The following is a 15953-nucleotide window of genomic DNA, read 5'->3' on the forward strand; positions in this document are numbered from 1 at the left end:
CCAAGCAAAGGAGGCCAGACGATGCCCGCCAAATCGAAAGCCCAGCAACGGGCCGCGGGAGCGGCTTTGTCCGCCAAGCGCGGCGACACCAAGGTGTCGGAGCTGCAGGGCGCTTCCAAGGACATGTATGATTCCATGTCCGAAGACGAATTGGAGGATTTTGCCTCCACAGACCTCGAAGGATTACCAGACCACATCGACGAGGACTGAGCGTATGGCGTGACCGGGGCCTATTCCCCGGTCCCCACTGCGGGGGTTTCGATCGGCGCCATACCCTTCACGCTTCCGGCGTAAGCCTCCGCCCCGCGCAGGACGCGCAGCACATTGCGCGATGCGATCTTCTCCAGATCGGCCTGGCTGTAGCCGCGGCGCGCCAGTTCCGTGAACAGCGCCGGATATCCGGTTACGTCCTCGGCCCCCTCGGGTCCGATTTCCATCCCGTCGTAATCGCCACCAAGCCCGATGTGGTCAATGCCCGCAACCTTGCGGATATGGTCGATATGGTCGACCCACTGCGCCACCGTCGCCTTGGGGCGCGGATTGGCGCCAACCCAAGCGGCAACACCATCCGTCACGGCCTTGGGGTCGCCCGGGTAAAGGCTGTTGAGACGGGCGGTCTCCGCGGCGTTATCGGCGCTCCACTGGCGATAATCCTCGCTCAGGAAGGCGGGATACCCCACCGCCATCACGATCCCGCCGTTCTTCGGCAGACGCGCCAGCACGCTGTCGGGCACATTGCGCGGATGGCCATCCACCGCGCGCGCCCCCGAATGGCTGAAGATCACCGGCGCTTTCGCCTCGTCGAGCACGTCCATCATTGTGGCTTCGCTGACATGGCTGATATCGACCAGCATCCCCAGCCGGTTCATCTCCCGCACCACCTTGTGGCCGAAATCGGTGAGGCCATCGTGCTGCGGTGCGTCGGTGGCGCTGTCCGCCCAGCTCAGCGTCTTGGAGTGGGTCAGCGTCAGGTAACGGGCGCCCAGGTCATAGGTCTGGCGCAGCACCGCCAGGCTCTCGCCGATGGAATTGCCACCCTCCATGCCCAGAAGGGAAGCGATCCTGCCCTGCTTCATCGCGGCCGCCGCGCCATCGGCGGTGGTGACGAAGGCCAGGTCCCTGGGATAGCGCGCAATCACACGCTTCATCACGTCGATCTGTTCCAGCACCGCGACGACCGCTTCGGGCTCGTCAAGCGAAGCGGAGACATACACCGACCAGAACTGGCCCCCCACCTTCCCGGCCCTGAGGCGAGGAATATCGGTGTGCATCCCACCTTCGGCCCAGCCATTGGAGGGCACCTTGCTGCTGTCGTTGAAATCGAATTCGGCGATCACGTTGCGATAGCGATCACGCAACTGCTCGGGCACGTCATTGTGTCCGTCGAACACCGGCGCGGCCTTCAGCGCGGCCTCCGCCACCTGCTGCGGGGTTCGCTGCGCGGACGCCGGCGCCGCGGCGAGGCCGAACAGCGCCGCCGCGATCAGCGTCAAGCGGGAAAGGTAATGGGTCACGTCGTCAATCTCCCTCGTCAGCGGCGCGTGCATATCCTAGTCTATCGGAAACAAAAGCAAGGCCGCATCGAAACCGGTTGGTTGATTAGCCATATTGGTTATAAATGTCAAGCTTTTTTGCCAAAACGATTTGAAGGAGATCACTCATGACCGTCATCGCCAGTTGGAACGGTCAGGAAATCGCCCACAGCGACAGCACCGTAGTCGTGGAAGGCAACTATTACTTCCCGCGCGCGGACGTGAATGCCGCCGTGCTCGGCCCCAGCGACACCACCAGCCAGTGCCCGTGGAAAGGCACCGCCCATTATCATGCGCTGACCGTGGCGGGCAAAACCAACCCCGACGCAGCCTGGTACTACCCCGAGCCAAAGGACGCGGCCGGCGAAATCCGCGACCGCATCGCGTTCTGGAAGGGCGTGGAGGTGCGCGAGGCGTGAGCGCGGCGGCAGAGCGCACGCTGGCGCTGCTGCGCTCGCGCGGCGCGGGCCGCACGCTGTGCCCCAGCGAAGTCGCGCGCGATCTGGCCGGGGAAGGCGGCGACTGGCGCGCCCGCATGGAGGACGTGCACAAGGCCGTGGACCAGCTGCTGGACGGGGGCGCGATCACCCCCTCATGGAAAGGCCGGGCACTGCACCGGCGCGAGGGCCCCTATCGCATAGCCGCCGCACCCCGCCCGGATACCGACACGGTGACGCCATGACGGCCCGCATCGCGCTGCGCTGGCTGCTCGGCGTGCTTTATCTGGTCGCGGCGTATTTTCATCTGGCGAGCCCGGCCCCCTTCATCCAGGTGACGCCCGACTGGGTGCCCATGAAACCGGCGGTGATCCTGTGGACCGGGATCGCCGAAGGAGCCGGGGCGATCGGCCTTTTGCAACTCTGGTGGCCACGCCTGCGCCGCGCCGCAGCCATCGGGCTGGCGCTCTATGCCGTCTGCGTGTTCCCCGCCAATATCAATCATTTCGCCCTGGACATGGCACGCACGGACGGCGGTCTGGGCCTTGCCTATCACCTGCCGCGCATGGCGCTGCAGCCGGTGCTGGTGTGGCTGGCGCTGTGGACCGGCGGCGTCATCGACTGACCGAGCCGTCGCGCAAAATAGGCCGGGTGGACGGGTTCGAGCTTTGCCGCCCGATCATTCAGGCCCGCAATTCAGGTTCTTGCGACAGCAACCCTAAGTGAAGCGTTGGGCGAACCATTCCTTGTAGAGCACAAGCAGATCGATCGCCGCATCGACGCGAGCGGGGTCGATCCCGATAGATTGTTCGATCAGCAACCCCCGCATCGCAGCCGTGTGGAGGAGGTGCATCGCTTCCACCATTTCCACGTTCTCGATACCGACGTGGCGGGCAACCTTCACGGAGCCTTCGAGCTGGAAACCGTGAACGGATGCGTGGGTTTTCCTGAGCGCCGCTGCGAGATCGTCATCCCCACGCGCGGCGATGGTCAATTCGATCAGAGCCATGGCCTCTTCGCTCTGGTAGCTTTCCCACCCGATGCGAGTGAGGGCGACAAACATATCGATATCGGCCGGAAGACTGCTGAGTGCGTCCCCCCTCTTTCGCCGCAACGTCATTTCGATGTCTTTGAGCGTTTCCGACAACAGGTCCGCCCGCGTGGGAAAATGATGCAGCATTCCCCCGCGGCTGATCCCCGCCTCCTGCGCCACCCGAACGGTAGTGGTCGCAGCATAGCCGTCACGGGCGAGGCAGCGGATCGTGGCGTCGAGCGCGCGCCTTCGTGTGTCAGCCGTGCGATCCGCCTGAGTACGGCGCGTCTTTGTTTTTTCGGTTGCCTGCTCGCTCATCGTGTCGTCCCGTACGTTACGCTCTGCCGCCGACTTATTGAGAGGCGCCAATAGCGCAAGACCTCTGCCAGAAGCCTACGAATGGAGCGGTTAATGGAAGGGCCCCAAGGGTCGGCGATCAGACGGCCTCAAAAAGTCGCCTTCACACCCACGAAGAAGCGGCGGCCGATGATGTCGTAGGCCGACGTCGCGATCGCGCCGCCATACAGGGGCGCGTCCGGCTCTGTCAGATTGGTCACGCCGAGACGCAGTTCGAAATCGTCGGCAACACCGATCCGCCCAATCAGATCGAAGTAGCTGATGGCGGGGACCCCAGGTTCGTTTGCCCCTTCCACGCCGACGTTGCTGGAGGCCGTCATCGAGCCGATGTAACGCCAGCGCAGGGAGAGCGAGGTGTTGGGATTACCGATGGTGGCAGTAGTGACTGCTTTCCATTCGGGATGGGTGGAGGAAAAGCCGTCGATCTGCGTGTTGCCGATCGTTCCGGCATATTCGAGAACCGGATCGGTCGCGACCGATTGGATCTTGTAATCCATGACATGCGTGACAGCGCTGTTGAGGGACAGAAACCCGGTCTCCCCAAACCCGACCGAAGCATCCAGCTGCATGTCGAGACCGGCGGTCTGATAGGTGGACAAATTGGCCAGCCTTTCCCTCACGTTGGAAAGAAAGCCGTTGCTGTCGCGATTGATCTGCTGGCAGAAAATGTTGTTCGGATCGTAATTCGGGTTTTGCCCGGTCAGATTGAAGCATTCGCGCAGCGCGATGGGGCTGGTGATGTAGCCGATCGCATCCTTCACGCTGATGTCGTAATAGTCGATCGAAAAGGCGAAGGTACGGAACAGGCTATCGGCGAAGGCAGGCTGAAGCACCGCCCCGATCGTATAACTGTCCGCCGTTTCCTCGGTCAGATCGGGGTTTCCGACGCGCAGGGCGGAAATTGCCGCCCCCGGATAGCCGAACAGGTCGATAAGCGCGGGACTTACGCCCTGTTGCAGGCACAAGGCCCGCACCTGCGCCGGGTCGACGCCCGGTAGCTGGCCCCGCCGCGCCTGTCCGGCCACATCGCACGGATCGCCCGATCCGGTCGACGCAAGGCCGATGATGCCCGCGGTTCCCGATTGCGGAGAGAACAAATCCCCGAGGCTGGGCGCCCTGATGGCACGCGAATAGCCGCCGCGCACCGAGAAGCCGTCCAGGATTTCCCAGTTGGCGCCAGCTTTGTAGGTGCTGACGCCGCCAAAGCGGCTGTAGTCGGAATAACGATAGGCCAGATCGACCTCCAGCCTCTCGAAGAAAGGCGTGTCGGACAGCACCGGGAGCAGGACCTCGGCGTAGATTTCCTTGACGTTGAGATCGCCGCTCGTGCTGCGCGCGCCGGAGGTTCCGAAGGTTTCCGGTGCAGTCGTAACGCCCGGTACGGAGGTCGGCGTTGGGCTGTTGCGGGGGTCGATATCGACGACATAGGAATTGTCGCGATATTCTGCACCGATCGCGAAACCGGCCGTGCCACCGGGAAGCTTGAAAAGATCGCCGGTAACGGTGCCCTGCACGATCGTCTGTTCGTAGCTGTTCCGATCGGTGGTGCTGAACGTCAGATAGGCTTGGCAGCTCGCCGAAGCCGGAGCGAAGCCGAACGGGTCAAAGCCGCCATCGCACAAGCTGCGTCCGCCGTCAGGCGCATTCACGACCTGGAGGAATTTGCTGCGGCTGACCTGGTTCGATCCGGTGGCATCCTGATCTGTGCGACCATGACTTGCATATAGATCGAACGACAGATTGTCGGTGATCTGGCCTTTGAACCCAAGCAGACCCTGCCAGACGTCGTAATCCTGCTGCACCTGCAATCGGCCAAGCCGACCGGTATTGAAGTAATAGGTGATCGGTCCGTTGGGGTTTGGTCTGGAATTCAACAGGATACGCAGGTCAGGCGTGATAAAGGGATTTGCCGCACTGATTGTGACTGGTTCGACCACCGATTGGGTCACGCCCTGGCTGGACAGCTGGTCGGTGGAATAGGTCGCATAGTTCAGCTGCGCATAAGCGGTGATCCGGTCGGAAAGATCGAGTTCACCCCGCGCGAAACCGGTGTAGCGTTCGAGCGGCAAATAGAGAGTGGAATCGGTGGAGAACCGCTGACGCACCTGCCCGGTACTAGTGATGTTGTATCCGGTCGTCGCCGTATCGCGCAGGTTCAGGCCACCCTGAGAGCTGAGAACGGTGCCGTCCAGATTGACCAGATAGCTGCTCGCAAGCGACGGCAGCGCGGTTCCATAGGTGTTGAGAAACAAATTACGGTAAGCGGCATAGCGCGCGTTGGCTGCAGGCAGACCGAACAGATTGCTGCGGCTCTGGACCAGAAGTCCGCTCGTCGGCGTGCTGGTGCCTGCATCATCCTCGCCCAGGGTTCGCGCATTGGCGGACGCGGTGCCGCGGTTGTAATAGGACGCGGACAGGAAAAGGCGCGCGGTATCGTCCGCAAAGGACCCGCCCCACGTACCCGCAATTGAATAGGTTGCAGCATCGCCCTCGTCACTGAGGCCAGCGTCCGCGTTTATTTCGAAACCGCGAAACCTGTTGTTGAAGCGGAAGTTGACGACGCCTGCCACCGCGTCCGATCCGTAAATCGCCGAAGCTCCTCCGGTGATCACCTCGACGGTGGATATAAGCGCCGGGGAAATGGTGTTGAGATCGATCGTGCCGGATGGATCGCTAGGCTGAAGACGCCGGCCGTCGAACAGCACCAGCGTGCGTTCCGGACCCAGCCCCCGAAGGTTCGCGGTCGCGCGACCCCCCGATGATCCAGGGCCGGCGGCCCCGATCGATGACGTCTGCGCCCCCTGGGAGGCCTGAAACTGCGGCAATGCGTTCAGCGCCTGCTCTACCGTGACGGGGCCGGAGTTCTCGATGAACTCCTCGTCGATTGTGAGGATAGGGCTCTCGGCCTTGTAATCGCGTCTGACGATGCGCGAACCGGTCACGACGATCGGCTCTCCGGCACCCGTGGCCGCCTGCGCATCGGGCACCTCCTGCGCAGTTACTGGTCCCGCATAGGCCAGCGTGCAGGTGGCGACGAGAAGGCCGCAGCGCGACAGATACTTCATAATTCTCTCCCCTTCGGCGCATCGTTTCGGCGCCGCGGAAAATCAGGTGCCTGCGCAAACAGAAACAGTCAAGGCTGTTTGAAAGTTTGCGTTGATGCCGAATTCCGTTCAACAAGGCTCGCGATGGCTTCGCTCGATTCGTTTCGAAGCGGACCGGTCCACGCCCGGTAAAGGGCGGGAAACAGGGAGGATTTTGAATGGTCAACCATCCGTCCAGGCGTGACGTTGTGGGCTCGATGGCCGCCACTGTCGGCGCAGCTCTTGCCTATCCAGGGATTGCGGCGGCGCAGACCCGTTCGCGCAACACGGTGGAAACGGCGCGCGGCCTTGTCCGCGGAGTGCAAGCCGACGGCGTTCACGTTTTCAAGGGTATGCGGTATGGCGCGGATACCACGGGGCGACGGTTCCTCCCCCCGCGAGCCCCCGAACCCTGGAGCGGCGTGTTCGATGCCGGGGCTTACGGCGACCAGGCCCCCCAGACACCCACCGCCATTGCCGGCGACGAGCCGATGAGCGAGGATTGTCTGCGGATCAACGTGTGGACACCGGCCCCCGACGCGAAACGTCGGCCCGTGATGCTATGGTTTCATGGGGGCGGGTTCGAGGTCGGAACGGGTTCTTCCGCGCTCTATGATGGTACCAACCTCGCCAAGCGGGGCGACGTGGTCGTCGCCACGATCAATTCGCGCCTCAACGTCTTCGGCTTCTGCGATCTTTCCCGGCAGCTCGGCGACGCATATCGCAGTTCGGGCAATGCCGGAATCATGGACCTTGCGATGGCGATGCGATGGGTGCGGGAAAACATCGCGGCATTCGGCGGAGACCCGAACAACATAACGATCTTCGGGCAATCCGGCGGGGGCCGCAAGGTGTCCATGTGCTATGCCAGTCCACTGGCCACCGGCTTGTTTCAGCGCGGTATCGTGCAAAGCGGATCACATCTGATGGTCCACACGCCCGAAAAAGCCGATGCTCTGGTACGGCTTCTGCTCGCTGAACTGGGTTTGAGTGAAGGGGACGCAGGCAAACTCGCGGGGATCGAGCAGAAAACCCTGAGCGAAGCCAATCTGGCTGCAATCAAGAAAGCGGGATACCGGTTCGAGCCGACGCTCGACGGTATCGTCATTCCCGAACAGCCGTTCATTTCGCGCGCGCCCCAGTTCAGCGCTCACATTCCCATGATGGTGGGCACCGCACGGACCGAACTGGCCGCGCAGCTGGGCGCGCGCGATCGCAAGCTCTTCGCTCTCACCGAAGATGCTCTTCCCGCGGCAATCGAACCTTTCGTCGGTCGGGGGAACGAGGCCGAGGCTCTGAAGGCGTACCGTGCCGTCGATGCCGATGCCTCGCCTTCGGAACTGTTCTTCCGCATCGCGACGGGACGCGCCTACGACCGGGATGCGACATTGATGGCCGAGGCCCGTGCCTCGCAGGGTCGCGAACGGACATGGCTCTATAAGCTCGATTGGCCCTCGCCCATATATCAGGGTCAGCGGATCAGCCCGCACTCACTCGATCTGCCATTTATCTTCGACAATGTGACCAAGGGATCGGGTCCTCGCATGGTCGGTCCGCCCACCAGCGACACGGCAGCGCTAAGCAATACGATGGCCGAAACCTGGCTGGCCTTTGCGCGTAGCGGAAACCCCAACAACGCCGCCATCCCGAATTGGCATCCTTACGAGCTGTCAGATCGCACCACGATGATCTTCGACGTGCCGCCCCATGTCGAAAGTGATCCCTATCGCGAGGAGCGGCAGTTCATGTCGCAATTTCCATCCACGCAAACCAGCAATGGACGGTTCCGCAGCCTGACGGCGGATTGACACCGCCATAGGCTCCACAGCGCGAAGGGCGCGCATCGAGCAAATGGCCTCCAAAACCCGAGAAATCTACGCCACCTGTTCTCACGCATTATACACGGGACACCCAGGATAATGACGAAATCCATCGCTTTCATCTCGGCTCTTGCTTGCCTTGCCACGGGATGCGCAGGCGCAACCAACCTCGAAACATCGCAAGCAATCACGGCCGCCGCCGCGCCGGAACTCTATGCCGATGCCGATAAGTGGCTCTGCTTGCCAGGTCGGCAGGATAGCTGCGACCAGGATCTGACGACAACGGTGGTGGCCGCCGACGGAACGCTCACGCGCGAGGCATTCGATGCCTCGCCTGATCAGCCGATCGACTGCTTTTACATTTATCCGACACTGTCACTCGACAGATCCGGGAATGCCGACTGGAATGAGGGCCCGGAGGAAGGCCGTGTGCTTCATCAGCAGTTGGCCCGCTTTGCCGATGTCTGCCAGGTTTATGCGCCGAAGTACCGCCAGATCACGATGCTGGGCGTGAGCGGCCGCTCCGGTGAAAAAATGGCCGATCTCTACCGCGTCGCGATCGCGGATGTGAAGGAAGCCTGGAACCATTACCTGGCCAATTACAGCGACGGGCGCGGGGTGATCCTGATCGGTCATTCGCAAGGCTCGCGCATGCTCATCAACCTCATCCAGGATGAGATCGACGGCAAGCCTTCACAAGAACGGATCGTATCGGCTTATCTGAATGGTACCAGCGTCGTCGTGCCCGAGGGCCGGGATGTCGGCGGCACTTTCACTGCGATGCCGCTTTGCCGGTCTGCAGACCAGACGCAATGCATCGTCGCTTATCGAAGCTTTCGAGCGGACAGCGGGCCCGTAAACGATTATGCCGCTACCGAGCGTCCCGGCATGGAAATCGCTTGCGTCAATCCCGCTGCTCCTGGCGGGGGAAAGGCCTCGCTGCATTCCTATCTCACGACCGACGCGCTTATGGGCGGTCCGAAACCCCGGTTCGTCAATGATGGGCCAGAAATCGAAACGCCGTTTGCTTCCGTGCCCGGCTTGCTGAGCGGCGAATGCGTATCCAACGAGAGCGGCCAGTACCTCGCAATCTCGATCAACGCCGATCCCAGCGACCCAAGAACGGACGATATCACCGGCGATATCTACACCGGTGGCAAGATCAACCCGGCAATGGGATTGCACCTGATCGATATAAACCTGGTCATGGGAAATCTCTTGGATCTCGCCCGCTCCCAGACCCGCGCGTATCTTGCAGCCCCTCGCTGAGCGAACAGGACCGCAGCCTCGATTAGGGCGAAGCTCCGGTGGCGATCGTATCGCTGGAACCCGGGTCGGATTTGACGGAGGCTGCAATACGCGACCGGCTGGACACGACATTGGCGAGTTTCAAGCGGCCTCGAATGTTTCAGTTCGTCGAAGCTCTGCCCCGAAATTCGATGGCGAAGATACAAAAGGCAATTTTGCGGGAAGAGTATGAAGGCCTTTTCGAGCGTTCTTGCCAAGTGTCGGAATGAGGCAATGATCCACTTCGGGTTTCTTATCAGTGCTGACAGTTCACGAACCATGAAAAGCGAGAGAAGGAAATGGGCCAAAGCAACAGGTGGCGCGAACTGTCCACTTTCAGCTCTTCGCCACGAGGAAAATTTCAAGGCGCCATGTGACGCTACAAGCGCTAGGCCGAATAACTGAAGCCATAGATCTACCAGCGCGCCACGCGCCGCTATCCGGCAGCTCTGGACGCGATGCAGCGCCGATGATCGCTGAACGGCTCGCCGCCAGTGCGCTCAGTGCGGAAGCCATTCGCCTTCCATAGTTTGCAGAGTTTTTGGGCTGCCCGCTAATTGCGGGCCACACCCCGCTTGTGATCCCCGCCGCGCCCCTCTCGCCCCAGGCCGTCACTACCGGCGCAATTTTTCACCCGCATTCGCCGCCGGCCAAGCAACACGTGGGGAACCTGGGTGGGGCCCGCGAAAAGGCGGCCCAATCCAGGGACCCAAGTTTTCATGTGTCTTTTCAACCGATTGGATGCCCCGCAAGGATTCGAACCTTGATTGACGGAGTCAGAGTCCGCTCTCTTACCATTAGAGGACGGGGCATCGGCGCTGGTCGCGTTCCGGGTGAGCGCAGGGCCGCCCGGAGAGGCGCGCGCCATAAGCGGGGGGCGTGTCCGGGTCAAGGGGGCGACTCGGCGCACTTGCCCCCGCACCGCAAGAACATTAGGGTCGCCGTCAGGTCCCTGCGGTTTCCATCGGTTTCGCGCGGGAGGACAAGAAGAAAGACACGAAGCCCATGGCGGATCACGCTCCGCCGGACATGATAACGGGGGCTGGCAAGCACGGGGGCAAACCGTCCGGCAAGGTAGCCGATTTCCGCTACAAGCGCCCCGCCCAGCCCGATATCCGCCCCGAGCGCAGTCCGCTCCCCGGGGTCGAACCCGCCGACGATCCGTCGGGGGAGCACACAGGCCGTCCCGCGCCCTTCTCCGCGCCCCCCCCCGGAACGCGCCCCGCGCGCCGCCAGGCCTTCGCCGCGCTGGACCTGGGCACCAACAACTGCCGCCTGCTGATCGCGCGGCCTTCCGGCGAACATTTCACGGTGATCGATGCCTTCAGCCGCGTGGTGCGCCTGGGCGAGGGGCTGGCGACGAGCGGACGCCTGTCGGACGCGGCGATGGACCGCGCGCTGGCCGCGCTCCACGTCTGCGCGGACAAGCTGCGGCGCCGCAACGTCCATCTGGCCCGCTCGGTCGCCACCGAAGCCTGCCGCCGCGCGGTGAACGGCGATGCCTTCATCGAGCGCGTGCGCGAGGAGACCGGCATAGCCCTCGACATCATCTCCGCGCAGGAAGAGGCGCGCCTCGCGGTGCTGGGCTGCCACGTCCTGCTGGAAGACGGCGAGGGACCAGCAGTGGTCTTCGATATCGGCGGCGGTTCGACCGAGCTGGTACTGATCGAAGCAGGCGATACGCCTGTGCCGCGCATCCTCGACTGGCTGTCGGTACCCTGGGGGGTGGTATCGCTGACCGATAGCGTGCCCGCGCCAGACGGTACGGCCGAGGGGCGCCAGGCGCGCTATGCCAAGATGCGCCAGCTGGTTTCCGGCGCCTTCACCCCCTTCGCCGACCGTGTTGCCCCCGTCGCGATGGGCGAAGACAAGGTCCGCCTGCTAGGGACCAGCGGGACGGTAACCACGCTGGCCAGCGTGCATCTCGAACTGCCGCAATACGATCGCCAGGCTGTGGACGGGTTGATCGTGCCTTCGGCCGACATGCGTGGCATCTGTCAGCGCCTGTCCACGATGAGCGGCGACCAGCGGCGCACCCTGCCCACCATCGGGGACGACCGCGCCAATCTGGTGGTGGCCGGATGCGCAATCCTGGAATCGATCCTGGACATCTGGCCTGCCGAAATGCTGGGCGTGGCTGACCGCGGCATTCGCGAAGGCATCTTGCGCAGTCTCATCGCCGCGGACGCCAGGGCGGAACAGAGCCGCGCCCATCTGCAACGCAACCGCGGCGTCTGAGGGGCACGGAGAATGGCGAGAGGCGTGAAGGACAGCGGCAAGCGGGTGAAGACCGCCAAGGGCCGCACCGCGAGTTCGGTCCGCTGGCTGGAGCGGCAGCTCAACGATCCTTACGTGAAGCAGGCCAAGGCCGACGGCTATCGCAGCCGGGCGGCCTACAAGCTGACAGAACTCGATGACAAATACACGCTTCTCAAGGGCGTGAAGCGGGTCGTCGACCTGGGAATCGCGCCGGGTGGGTGGAGCCAGGTGGTTCGCCGCCGCGCGCCCAAGGCCGCAATCGCGGGGATCGATCTGCTGCCGGTGGAGCCGATCGATGGCGTGACGATCTTCGAGATGGACTTCATGGCGGACGAGGCGCCCGCCGCACTTGCGGACGCGCTGGACGGGCCGCCCGACCTGGTCATGAGCGACATGGCCGCCAACACCGTGGGCCACAAGCAGACCGACCATCTGCGCACCATGGGGCTGGTGGAGGCGGGGGCTTGGTTCGCGATCGAGAACCTGGCACCGGGCGGTGCCTATCTGGCCAAGGTGCTGGCGGGCGGCACGGATTCGGAGCTGCTGGCGCTGCTCAAGACGCATTTCCGCAGCGTAAAACACGCAAAACCCCCCGCGAGCCGCAAGGGATCGAGCGAGTGGTACGTGATAGCTCAGGGGTTCAAGGGGCGCGCCGAGGACGGCTAAGCCGCCCTCGCACCCGCCCGAAGACCGGCGTCCGGCTTATTCCTGGCCGGCGTTGCCCGTGGCGGCCTGATCGCTGGCGACCGGCTGATCGCCGCCCATGGCACCCGCCGCCTGTGCGGGACTGGCGTTGGTCCCTTCGACCGCACCCGGACCGACGCCCGGTGCATCCACATCGACCTGATCGCCCTCGGCGCCTTCCTCTGCCGCCGGTGCGGCGGGCGCCGGGTAGTCCGGACCGCCACCATTGGCTTTCAGATAGGCCATGATATTGGCGCGGTCTTCCGGCTTGGAAAGACCCGCAAAACTCATCTTAGTCCCGGGGGCATAGGCCTTGGGGCTTTTTAGCCAGGCATCCATTTCCTCATAGGTCCAGGTGCCGCCATGGCCCGACAGCGCGCTGGAGAAGGCGAAGCCGCCCTTGCCCTGTCCGATGGGCTCACCCATCGTTCCGTAGAGATTCGGGCCGATGCCGTTGGGGCCGCCCTGATTGATGGTGTGGCACGCGGTGCACTTAGCGAAGATCTTCTCGCCTGCGGCGGGATCGGCGGCCGCGAGCACGGTTCCCAGATCGTAACCGGGGCCTTCGGCGCCGCCTTCGGCCTCACCCTCGATGAAATAGCCCATCTCCTCCGAATGCTCTGGCTTGTCGGCATGGAAATAAAGGCTGCTGGCGATCGAGGAGCCCAGCGCGATGATACCGGCGAAAAGGACCCAGCCGGCGGCGGTGTTGAAATTGTCGTTCATGCGATGAAGGCTTCCGCGCGTCAGATGAAATTTTGGTTGCGCGCCGCTCTAGTGTCAGCATCGCGCCTGCGCAAGGGTGCTTGCCCCCGCTTGCCCGCCCCGATAGCAGCGCAGGTTCCATGCGCAAGTTTCCCCAGCCCGCCCTCGCCCTCGTCGATGCCATGCGGACCGCCGCCGCAGCCGATCCGGCCCGCGCCGTGTCCTTCGGCGGCGCACCGGGCTCCAATTCGCACCAGGCGACGATGGCGCACGATCCCGATGCGCTGCCGCTGCCGTGCTACGGGTTCGAAGATGCGCTTGCCGCGGTGCACGATGGCACTGCGGGGGCGGCGATGATTCCGATCGACAATTCGCAGGCAGGCCGGGTGGCGGACATCCATTTCCTGCTGCCGGAGAGCGGACTGCACATCGTCGCCGAGCATTTCCAGCCTATAACCCACGCCTTGATGGGGCTTGGCGAGGGGCCGTTCGAAGGTGCCTGGAGCCATCCCCATGCGCTTGCCCAGTCGCGCCGCTATCTTGCCGAGCGCGGCATCGCCGGGCTGAGCTATGCCGACACGGCGGGCGCAGCGGCGCTGGTGGCGGAACGCGGAGAGCCGGCGATGGCCGCGATCGCCCCGCCGCTCGCCGCCGAACTCTACGGCCTCACCATCGTGGAGCGGGAGGTGGAGGACGCGCACGACAACACCACCCGCTTCGTGCTGCTGGCCAAGGAACCGCGCGATCTCGCAGGTATCGAGGGCACCGCGATGACGACCTTCATCTTCGCGGTGAAGAACGTGCCCGCCGCCCTTTACAAGGCGCTTGGCTGCTTCGCGACCAACGGCGTAAACATGACCAAGCTCGAAAGCTATCAGCAAGGGACCAGCTTCGCCGCCACCACGTTCTACACCGATATCGAGGGCGCACCGGGCGATCCCCGCGTCGACGCGGCGCTGGACGAACTCGCGTTCCAGACCAACTCGGTGCGGCTGCTCGGCAGCTACCGCCAGGCGCGCAAGCGGGGCTGAGAAGATGCTGACAGACCGCCGGACTCTGATTGGCGGCATGGCGGCGCTGGGGGCAAGCGCCTGCGTCCCCATTCACGAGCGCAGCGACCCGTCGCTCACGGCGGATTTGTCGCGGATCGAACGGCGGACCGGGGGAAGGTTGGGGGTCGGCTTTCTTGATCCTGGAAGCGGTGCAACGATGGGCCTGCATAGCGATGAGCGCTTCCCCATGGCCTCCACCTTCAAGACCTCGCTCGCCGCGCTGACGCTTGTGCGCGCGCAGGACGGCGCCATCGATCTGGACGAAGAGGTGCGCTGGTCAGCGGATGATCTGCTGTCCTACGCGCCCTTCGCGCGCGAGCGGATCGCCACCGGAGCGAGTTGGCGCGAACTGGCGCGCGCCGCGCAAATCCTGTCCGACAACACCGCCGCTAACCTGCTGCTCGCGAAACTGGGCGGTCCGGCGGCGCTGACCGCCTTCTGGCGCGGGATCGGCGACGATATCTCGCGCCTCGACCGGATCGAGCCCGAACTCAACAATGTCCCGACCGGCGAATGGCGCGACACCACAACGCCCGCCGCGATGGCGCAGACGATCGCGCGCCTTGTCGCCAGCCCTGATTCGAGCCCGCTTTCGCCCGGCAGCGCCGACACGCTGCGCGACTGGATGGTCGCGACCGAAACCGGCCTCAGGCGCGTGCGCGCGGGCCTGCCCGCTACATGGCTGGCGGGGGACAAGACCGGCAACAGCGGCGATTGGGACGGCATGGGGTATACCCGCGGAGACATCGGTTTCTGCCGCGGGCCGGCATCGCAGCCGATCTGCTTCGCCATCTATCATCAGGCACCTGTCGATGGGACGAGCGATGCCCTCAGGATCGACACGGCCTTCGCCGAAGTCGGCGAGGTGTTGGCCGGCTGGGTCCGCCGCAACTATACGATCATCGTTACCTGACGCAGCTCATTCGTCGCCATAGATTGCGACTTCGCTGGTCCCTTCGCTGGTAGCGCGACCGCGATACATGCCGCTGGTGTTGAAGCTGAACAGCGCCTCCCCCTCGGGCGTGACGAGGATTACCCCGCCATCGCCTCCCGCATCGGCCACTTCCTGCATCACTGCATCGGCAATGCCCTGCGCGACGTCGGCGGTCAGCGCGATAGTACCCGTGGTCTTGTCTGCCACATCCTCCAGCGTGGTTTCGCGGGCCATCCGGATGCGCGTGCAGATTTCGTGGGCCACACCCACGCGGATGAAATATTCGCCCCATCCGGTTGCCGAAATCGCGCAGGCCCGATCATCGGCATAAGTGCCCGCGCCGATGATCGGGGCATCGCCGATGCGGCCCCAGCGTTTGCCCGTCATGCCCCCGGTCGAGGTGCCCGCGGCGAGGTGCCCGTGCGTATCGAGCGCCACCGCGCCCACGGTGCCGAACTTTATATCGACATCGAGCGCGGAGAGATTCTCCGCCTTCAGCCGCTTCAGCGCCTCGAGCCGGGACGGGCTGTCGAAGAAGCTGTTGTCGACCAGTTCCAGCCTCTTCTCGGAAGCAAACGCCTCCGCACCCCGGCCGGCAAGCATCACATGCGGGCTGTCTTCCATCACCTTGCGCGCAAGCAGGATCGGATGGCGCACGGTGGTGACGCCCGCGACCGCACCTGCCGCCCGATCCGCGCCGTTCATGATCGAGGCGTCCAACTCATGCGTTTCGTCCCAGGTGTAGACCGCGCCCTTGCCCGCGTTGAACT

At 63.8% G+C, this 15953-nt stretch carries 16 protein-coding genes and 1 tRNA gene; 11 read left to right on the forward strand and 6 right to left on the reverse strand.

What is annotated here, in order from left to right:
• Positions 1-21 precede the first annotated feature (21 nt).
• Positions 22-210 (forward strand): DUF3008 family protein, encoded by a 189-nt coding sequence (locus ACFDTG_RS13670; protein WP_375291587.1) that lies wholly within the window; start codon positions 22-24, stop codon positions 208-210.
• Positions 211-230: 20 nt separating this feature from the next.
• Here the strand turns inward: ACFDTG_RS13670 and ACFDTG_RS13675 are convergent, their stop codons facing one another.
• Positions 231-1547 carry a dipeptidase gene (locus tag ACFDTG_RS13675; protein WP_375291572.1) on the reverse strand — a complete coding sequence of 439 codons (1317 nt, stop codon included), beginning with the start codon at positions 1545-1547 and terminating at the stop codon, positions 231-233.
• A gap of 113 nt (positions 1548-1660) precedes the next feature.
• On the opposite strand from ACFDTG_RS13675, the gene ACFDTG_RS13680 reads away from it, so the two are divergent.
• The 3 genes from ACFDTG_RS13680 to ACFDTG_RS13690 are packed head-to-tail and all read left to right on the forward strand — an operon-like array spanning position 1661 to position 2594.
• Positions 1661-1951 (forward strand): DUF427 domain-containing protein, encoded by a 291-nt coding sequence (locus tag ACFDTG_RS13680; RefSeq protein ID WP_375291573.1) that lies wholly within the window; start codon positions 1661-1663, stop codon positions 1949-1951.
• Positions 1948-2214, forward strand: a complete 267-nt coding sequence (locus ACFDTG_RS13685) for a DUF3253 domain-containing protein (RefSeq protein ID WP_375291574.1) — start codon at positions 1948-1950, stop codon at positions 2212-2214. The genes ACFDTG_RS13680 and ACFDTG_RS13685 overlap by 4 nt, the downstream gene beginning before the upstream one ends.
• Positions 2211-2594, forward strand: a complete 384-nt coding sequence (locus tag ACFDTG_RS13690; protein WP_375291575.1) for a DoxX family protein — start codon at positions 2211-2213, stop codon at positions 2592-2594. Before ACFDTG_RS13685 ends, ACFDTG_RS13690 begins: the two co-directional genes overlap by 4 nt.
• A gap of 93 nt (positions 2595-2687) precedes the next feature.
• Here the strand turns inward: ACFDTG_RS13690 and ACFDTG_RS13695 are convergent, their stop codons facing one another.
• Both ACFDTG_RS13695 and ACFDTG_RS13700 read right to left on the reverse strand, forming a co-directional pair.
• Complete coding sequence (locus tag ACFDTG_RS13695) at positions 2688-3320, reverse strand: TetR/AcrR family transcriptional regulator (RefSeq protein ID WP_375291576.1); 633 nt, start codon at positions 3318-3320, stop codon at positions 2688-2690.
• 128 nt (positions 3321-3448) lie between these two features.
• Entirely contained in the window at positions 3449-6424 is a 2976-nt protein-coding gene (locus tag ACFDTG_RS13700) for a TonB-dependent receptor domain-containing protein (RefSeq protein WP_375291577.1), read from the reverse strand.
• A gap of 197 nt (positions 6425-6621) precedes the next feature.
• Here ACFDTG_RS13700 and ACFDTG_RS13705 point away from each other — a divergent pair, with 197 nt between their 5' ends.
• The 3 genes from ACFDTG_RS13705 to ACFDTG_RS13715 all read left to right on the forward strand — a co-directional run bounded on the left by ACFDTG_RS13705 (position 6622) and on the right by ACFDTG_RS13715 (position 9779).
• Positions 6622-8250, forward strand: a complete 1629-nt coding sequence (locus ACFDTG_RS13705) for a carboxylesterase/lipase family protein (RefSeq protein WP_375291578.1) — start codon at positions 6622-6624, stop codon at positions 8248-8250.
• Between the two features lie 111 nt (positions 8251-8361).
• A complete protein-coding gene (locus tag ACFDTG_RS13710) occupies positions 8362-9531 on the forward strand; it encodes a DUF3089 domain-containing protein (RefSeq protein WP_375291579.1) in 1170 nt (389 codons plus the stop codon).
• Between the two features lie 38 nt (positions 9532-9569).
• Positions 9570-9779, forward strand: a complete 210-nt coding sequence (locus ACFDTG_RS13715; protein ID WP_375291580.1) for a hypothetical protein — start codon at positions 9570-9572, stop codon at positions 9777-9779.
• A 508-nt stretch (positions 9780-10287) separates the two neighbouring features.
• Here the strand turns inward: ACFDTG_RS13715 and ACFDTG_RS13720 are convergent.
• Positions 10288-10361, reverse strand: a tRNA-Gln gene (locus tag ACFDTG_RS13720).
• 193 nt (positions 10362-10554) lie between these two features.
• Between ACFDTG_RS13720 and ACFDTG_RS13725 the strand changes: the two genes are divergently transcribed.
• Together ACFDTG_RS13725 and ACFDTG_RS13730 are read left to right on the forward strand one after the other, a co-directional pair.
• On the forward strand, positions 10555-11787 hold the full coding sequence (locus ACFDTG_RS13725) for a Ppx/GppA phosphatase family protein (protein ID WP_375291581.1): 1233 nt from the start codon (positions 10555-10557) through the stop codon (positions 11785-11787).
• Positions 11788-11799: 12 nt separating this feature from the next.
• Complete coding sequence (locus ACFDTG_RS13730) at positions 11800-12474, forward strand: RlmE family RNA methyltransferase (protein ID WP_375291582.1); 675 nt, start codon at positions 11800-11802, stop codon at positions 12472-12474.
• 36 nt (positions 12475-12510) lie between these two features.
• Here the strand turns inward: ACFDTG_RS13730 and ACFDTG_RS13735 are convergent, their stop codons facing one another.
• Positions 12511-13218 carry a c-type cytochrome gene (locus tag ACFDTG_RS13735; protein WP_375291583.1) on the reverse strand — a complete coding sequence of 236 codons (708 nt, stop codon included), beginning with the start codon at positions 13216-13218 and terminating at the stop codon, positions 12511-12513.
• Between the two features lie 119 nt (positions 13219-13337).
• Between ACFDTG_RS13735 and ACFDTG_RS13740 the strand changes: the two genes are divergently transcribed.
• The gene (locus ACFDTG_RS13740; protein WP_375291584.1) at positions 13338-14228 is read left to right on the forward strand and encodes a prephenate dehydratase; all 891 of its coding nucleotides are present in this window, start codon (positions 13338-13340) and stop codon (positions 14226-14228) included.
• Between the two features lie 4 nt (positions 14229-14232).
• Positions 14233-15162 carry a class A beta-lactamase gene (gene bla / locus ACFDTG_RS13745; RefSeq protein ID WP_375291585.1) on the forward strand — a complete coding sequence of 310 codons (930 nt, stop codon included), beginning with the start codon at positions 14233-14235 and terminating at the stop codon, positions 15160-15162.
• A 6-nt stretch (positions 15163-15168) separates the two neighbouring features.
• Here the strand turns inward: bla and ACFDTG_RS13750 are convergent.
• Positions 15169-15953, reverse strand: a 785-nt coding sequence (locus ACFDTG_RS13750; protein WP_375291586.1) for an isoaspartyl peptidase/L-asparaginase family protein, incomplete at its 5' end; no start/stop codon positions are given.

Origin of the sequence: Qipengyuania sp. (assembly GCF_042095715.1) — a bacterium.
In the GTDB taxonomy this organism is placed as follows: domain Bacteria; phylum Pseudomonadota; class Alphaproteobacteria; order Sphingomonadales; family Sphingomonadaceae; genus Qipengyuania.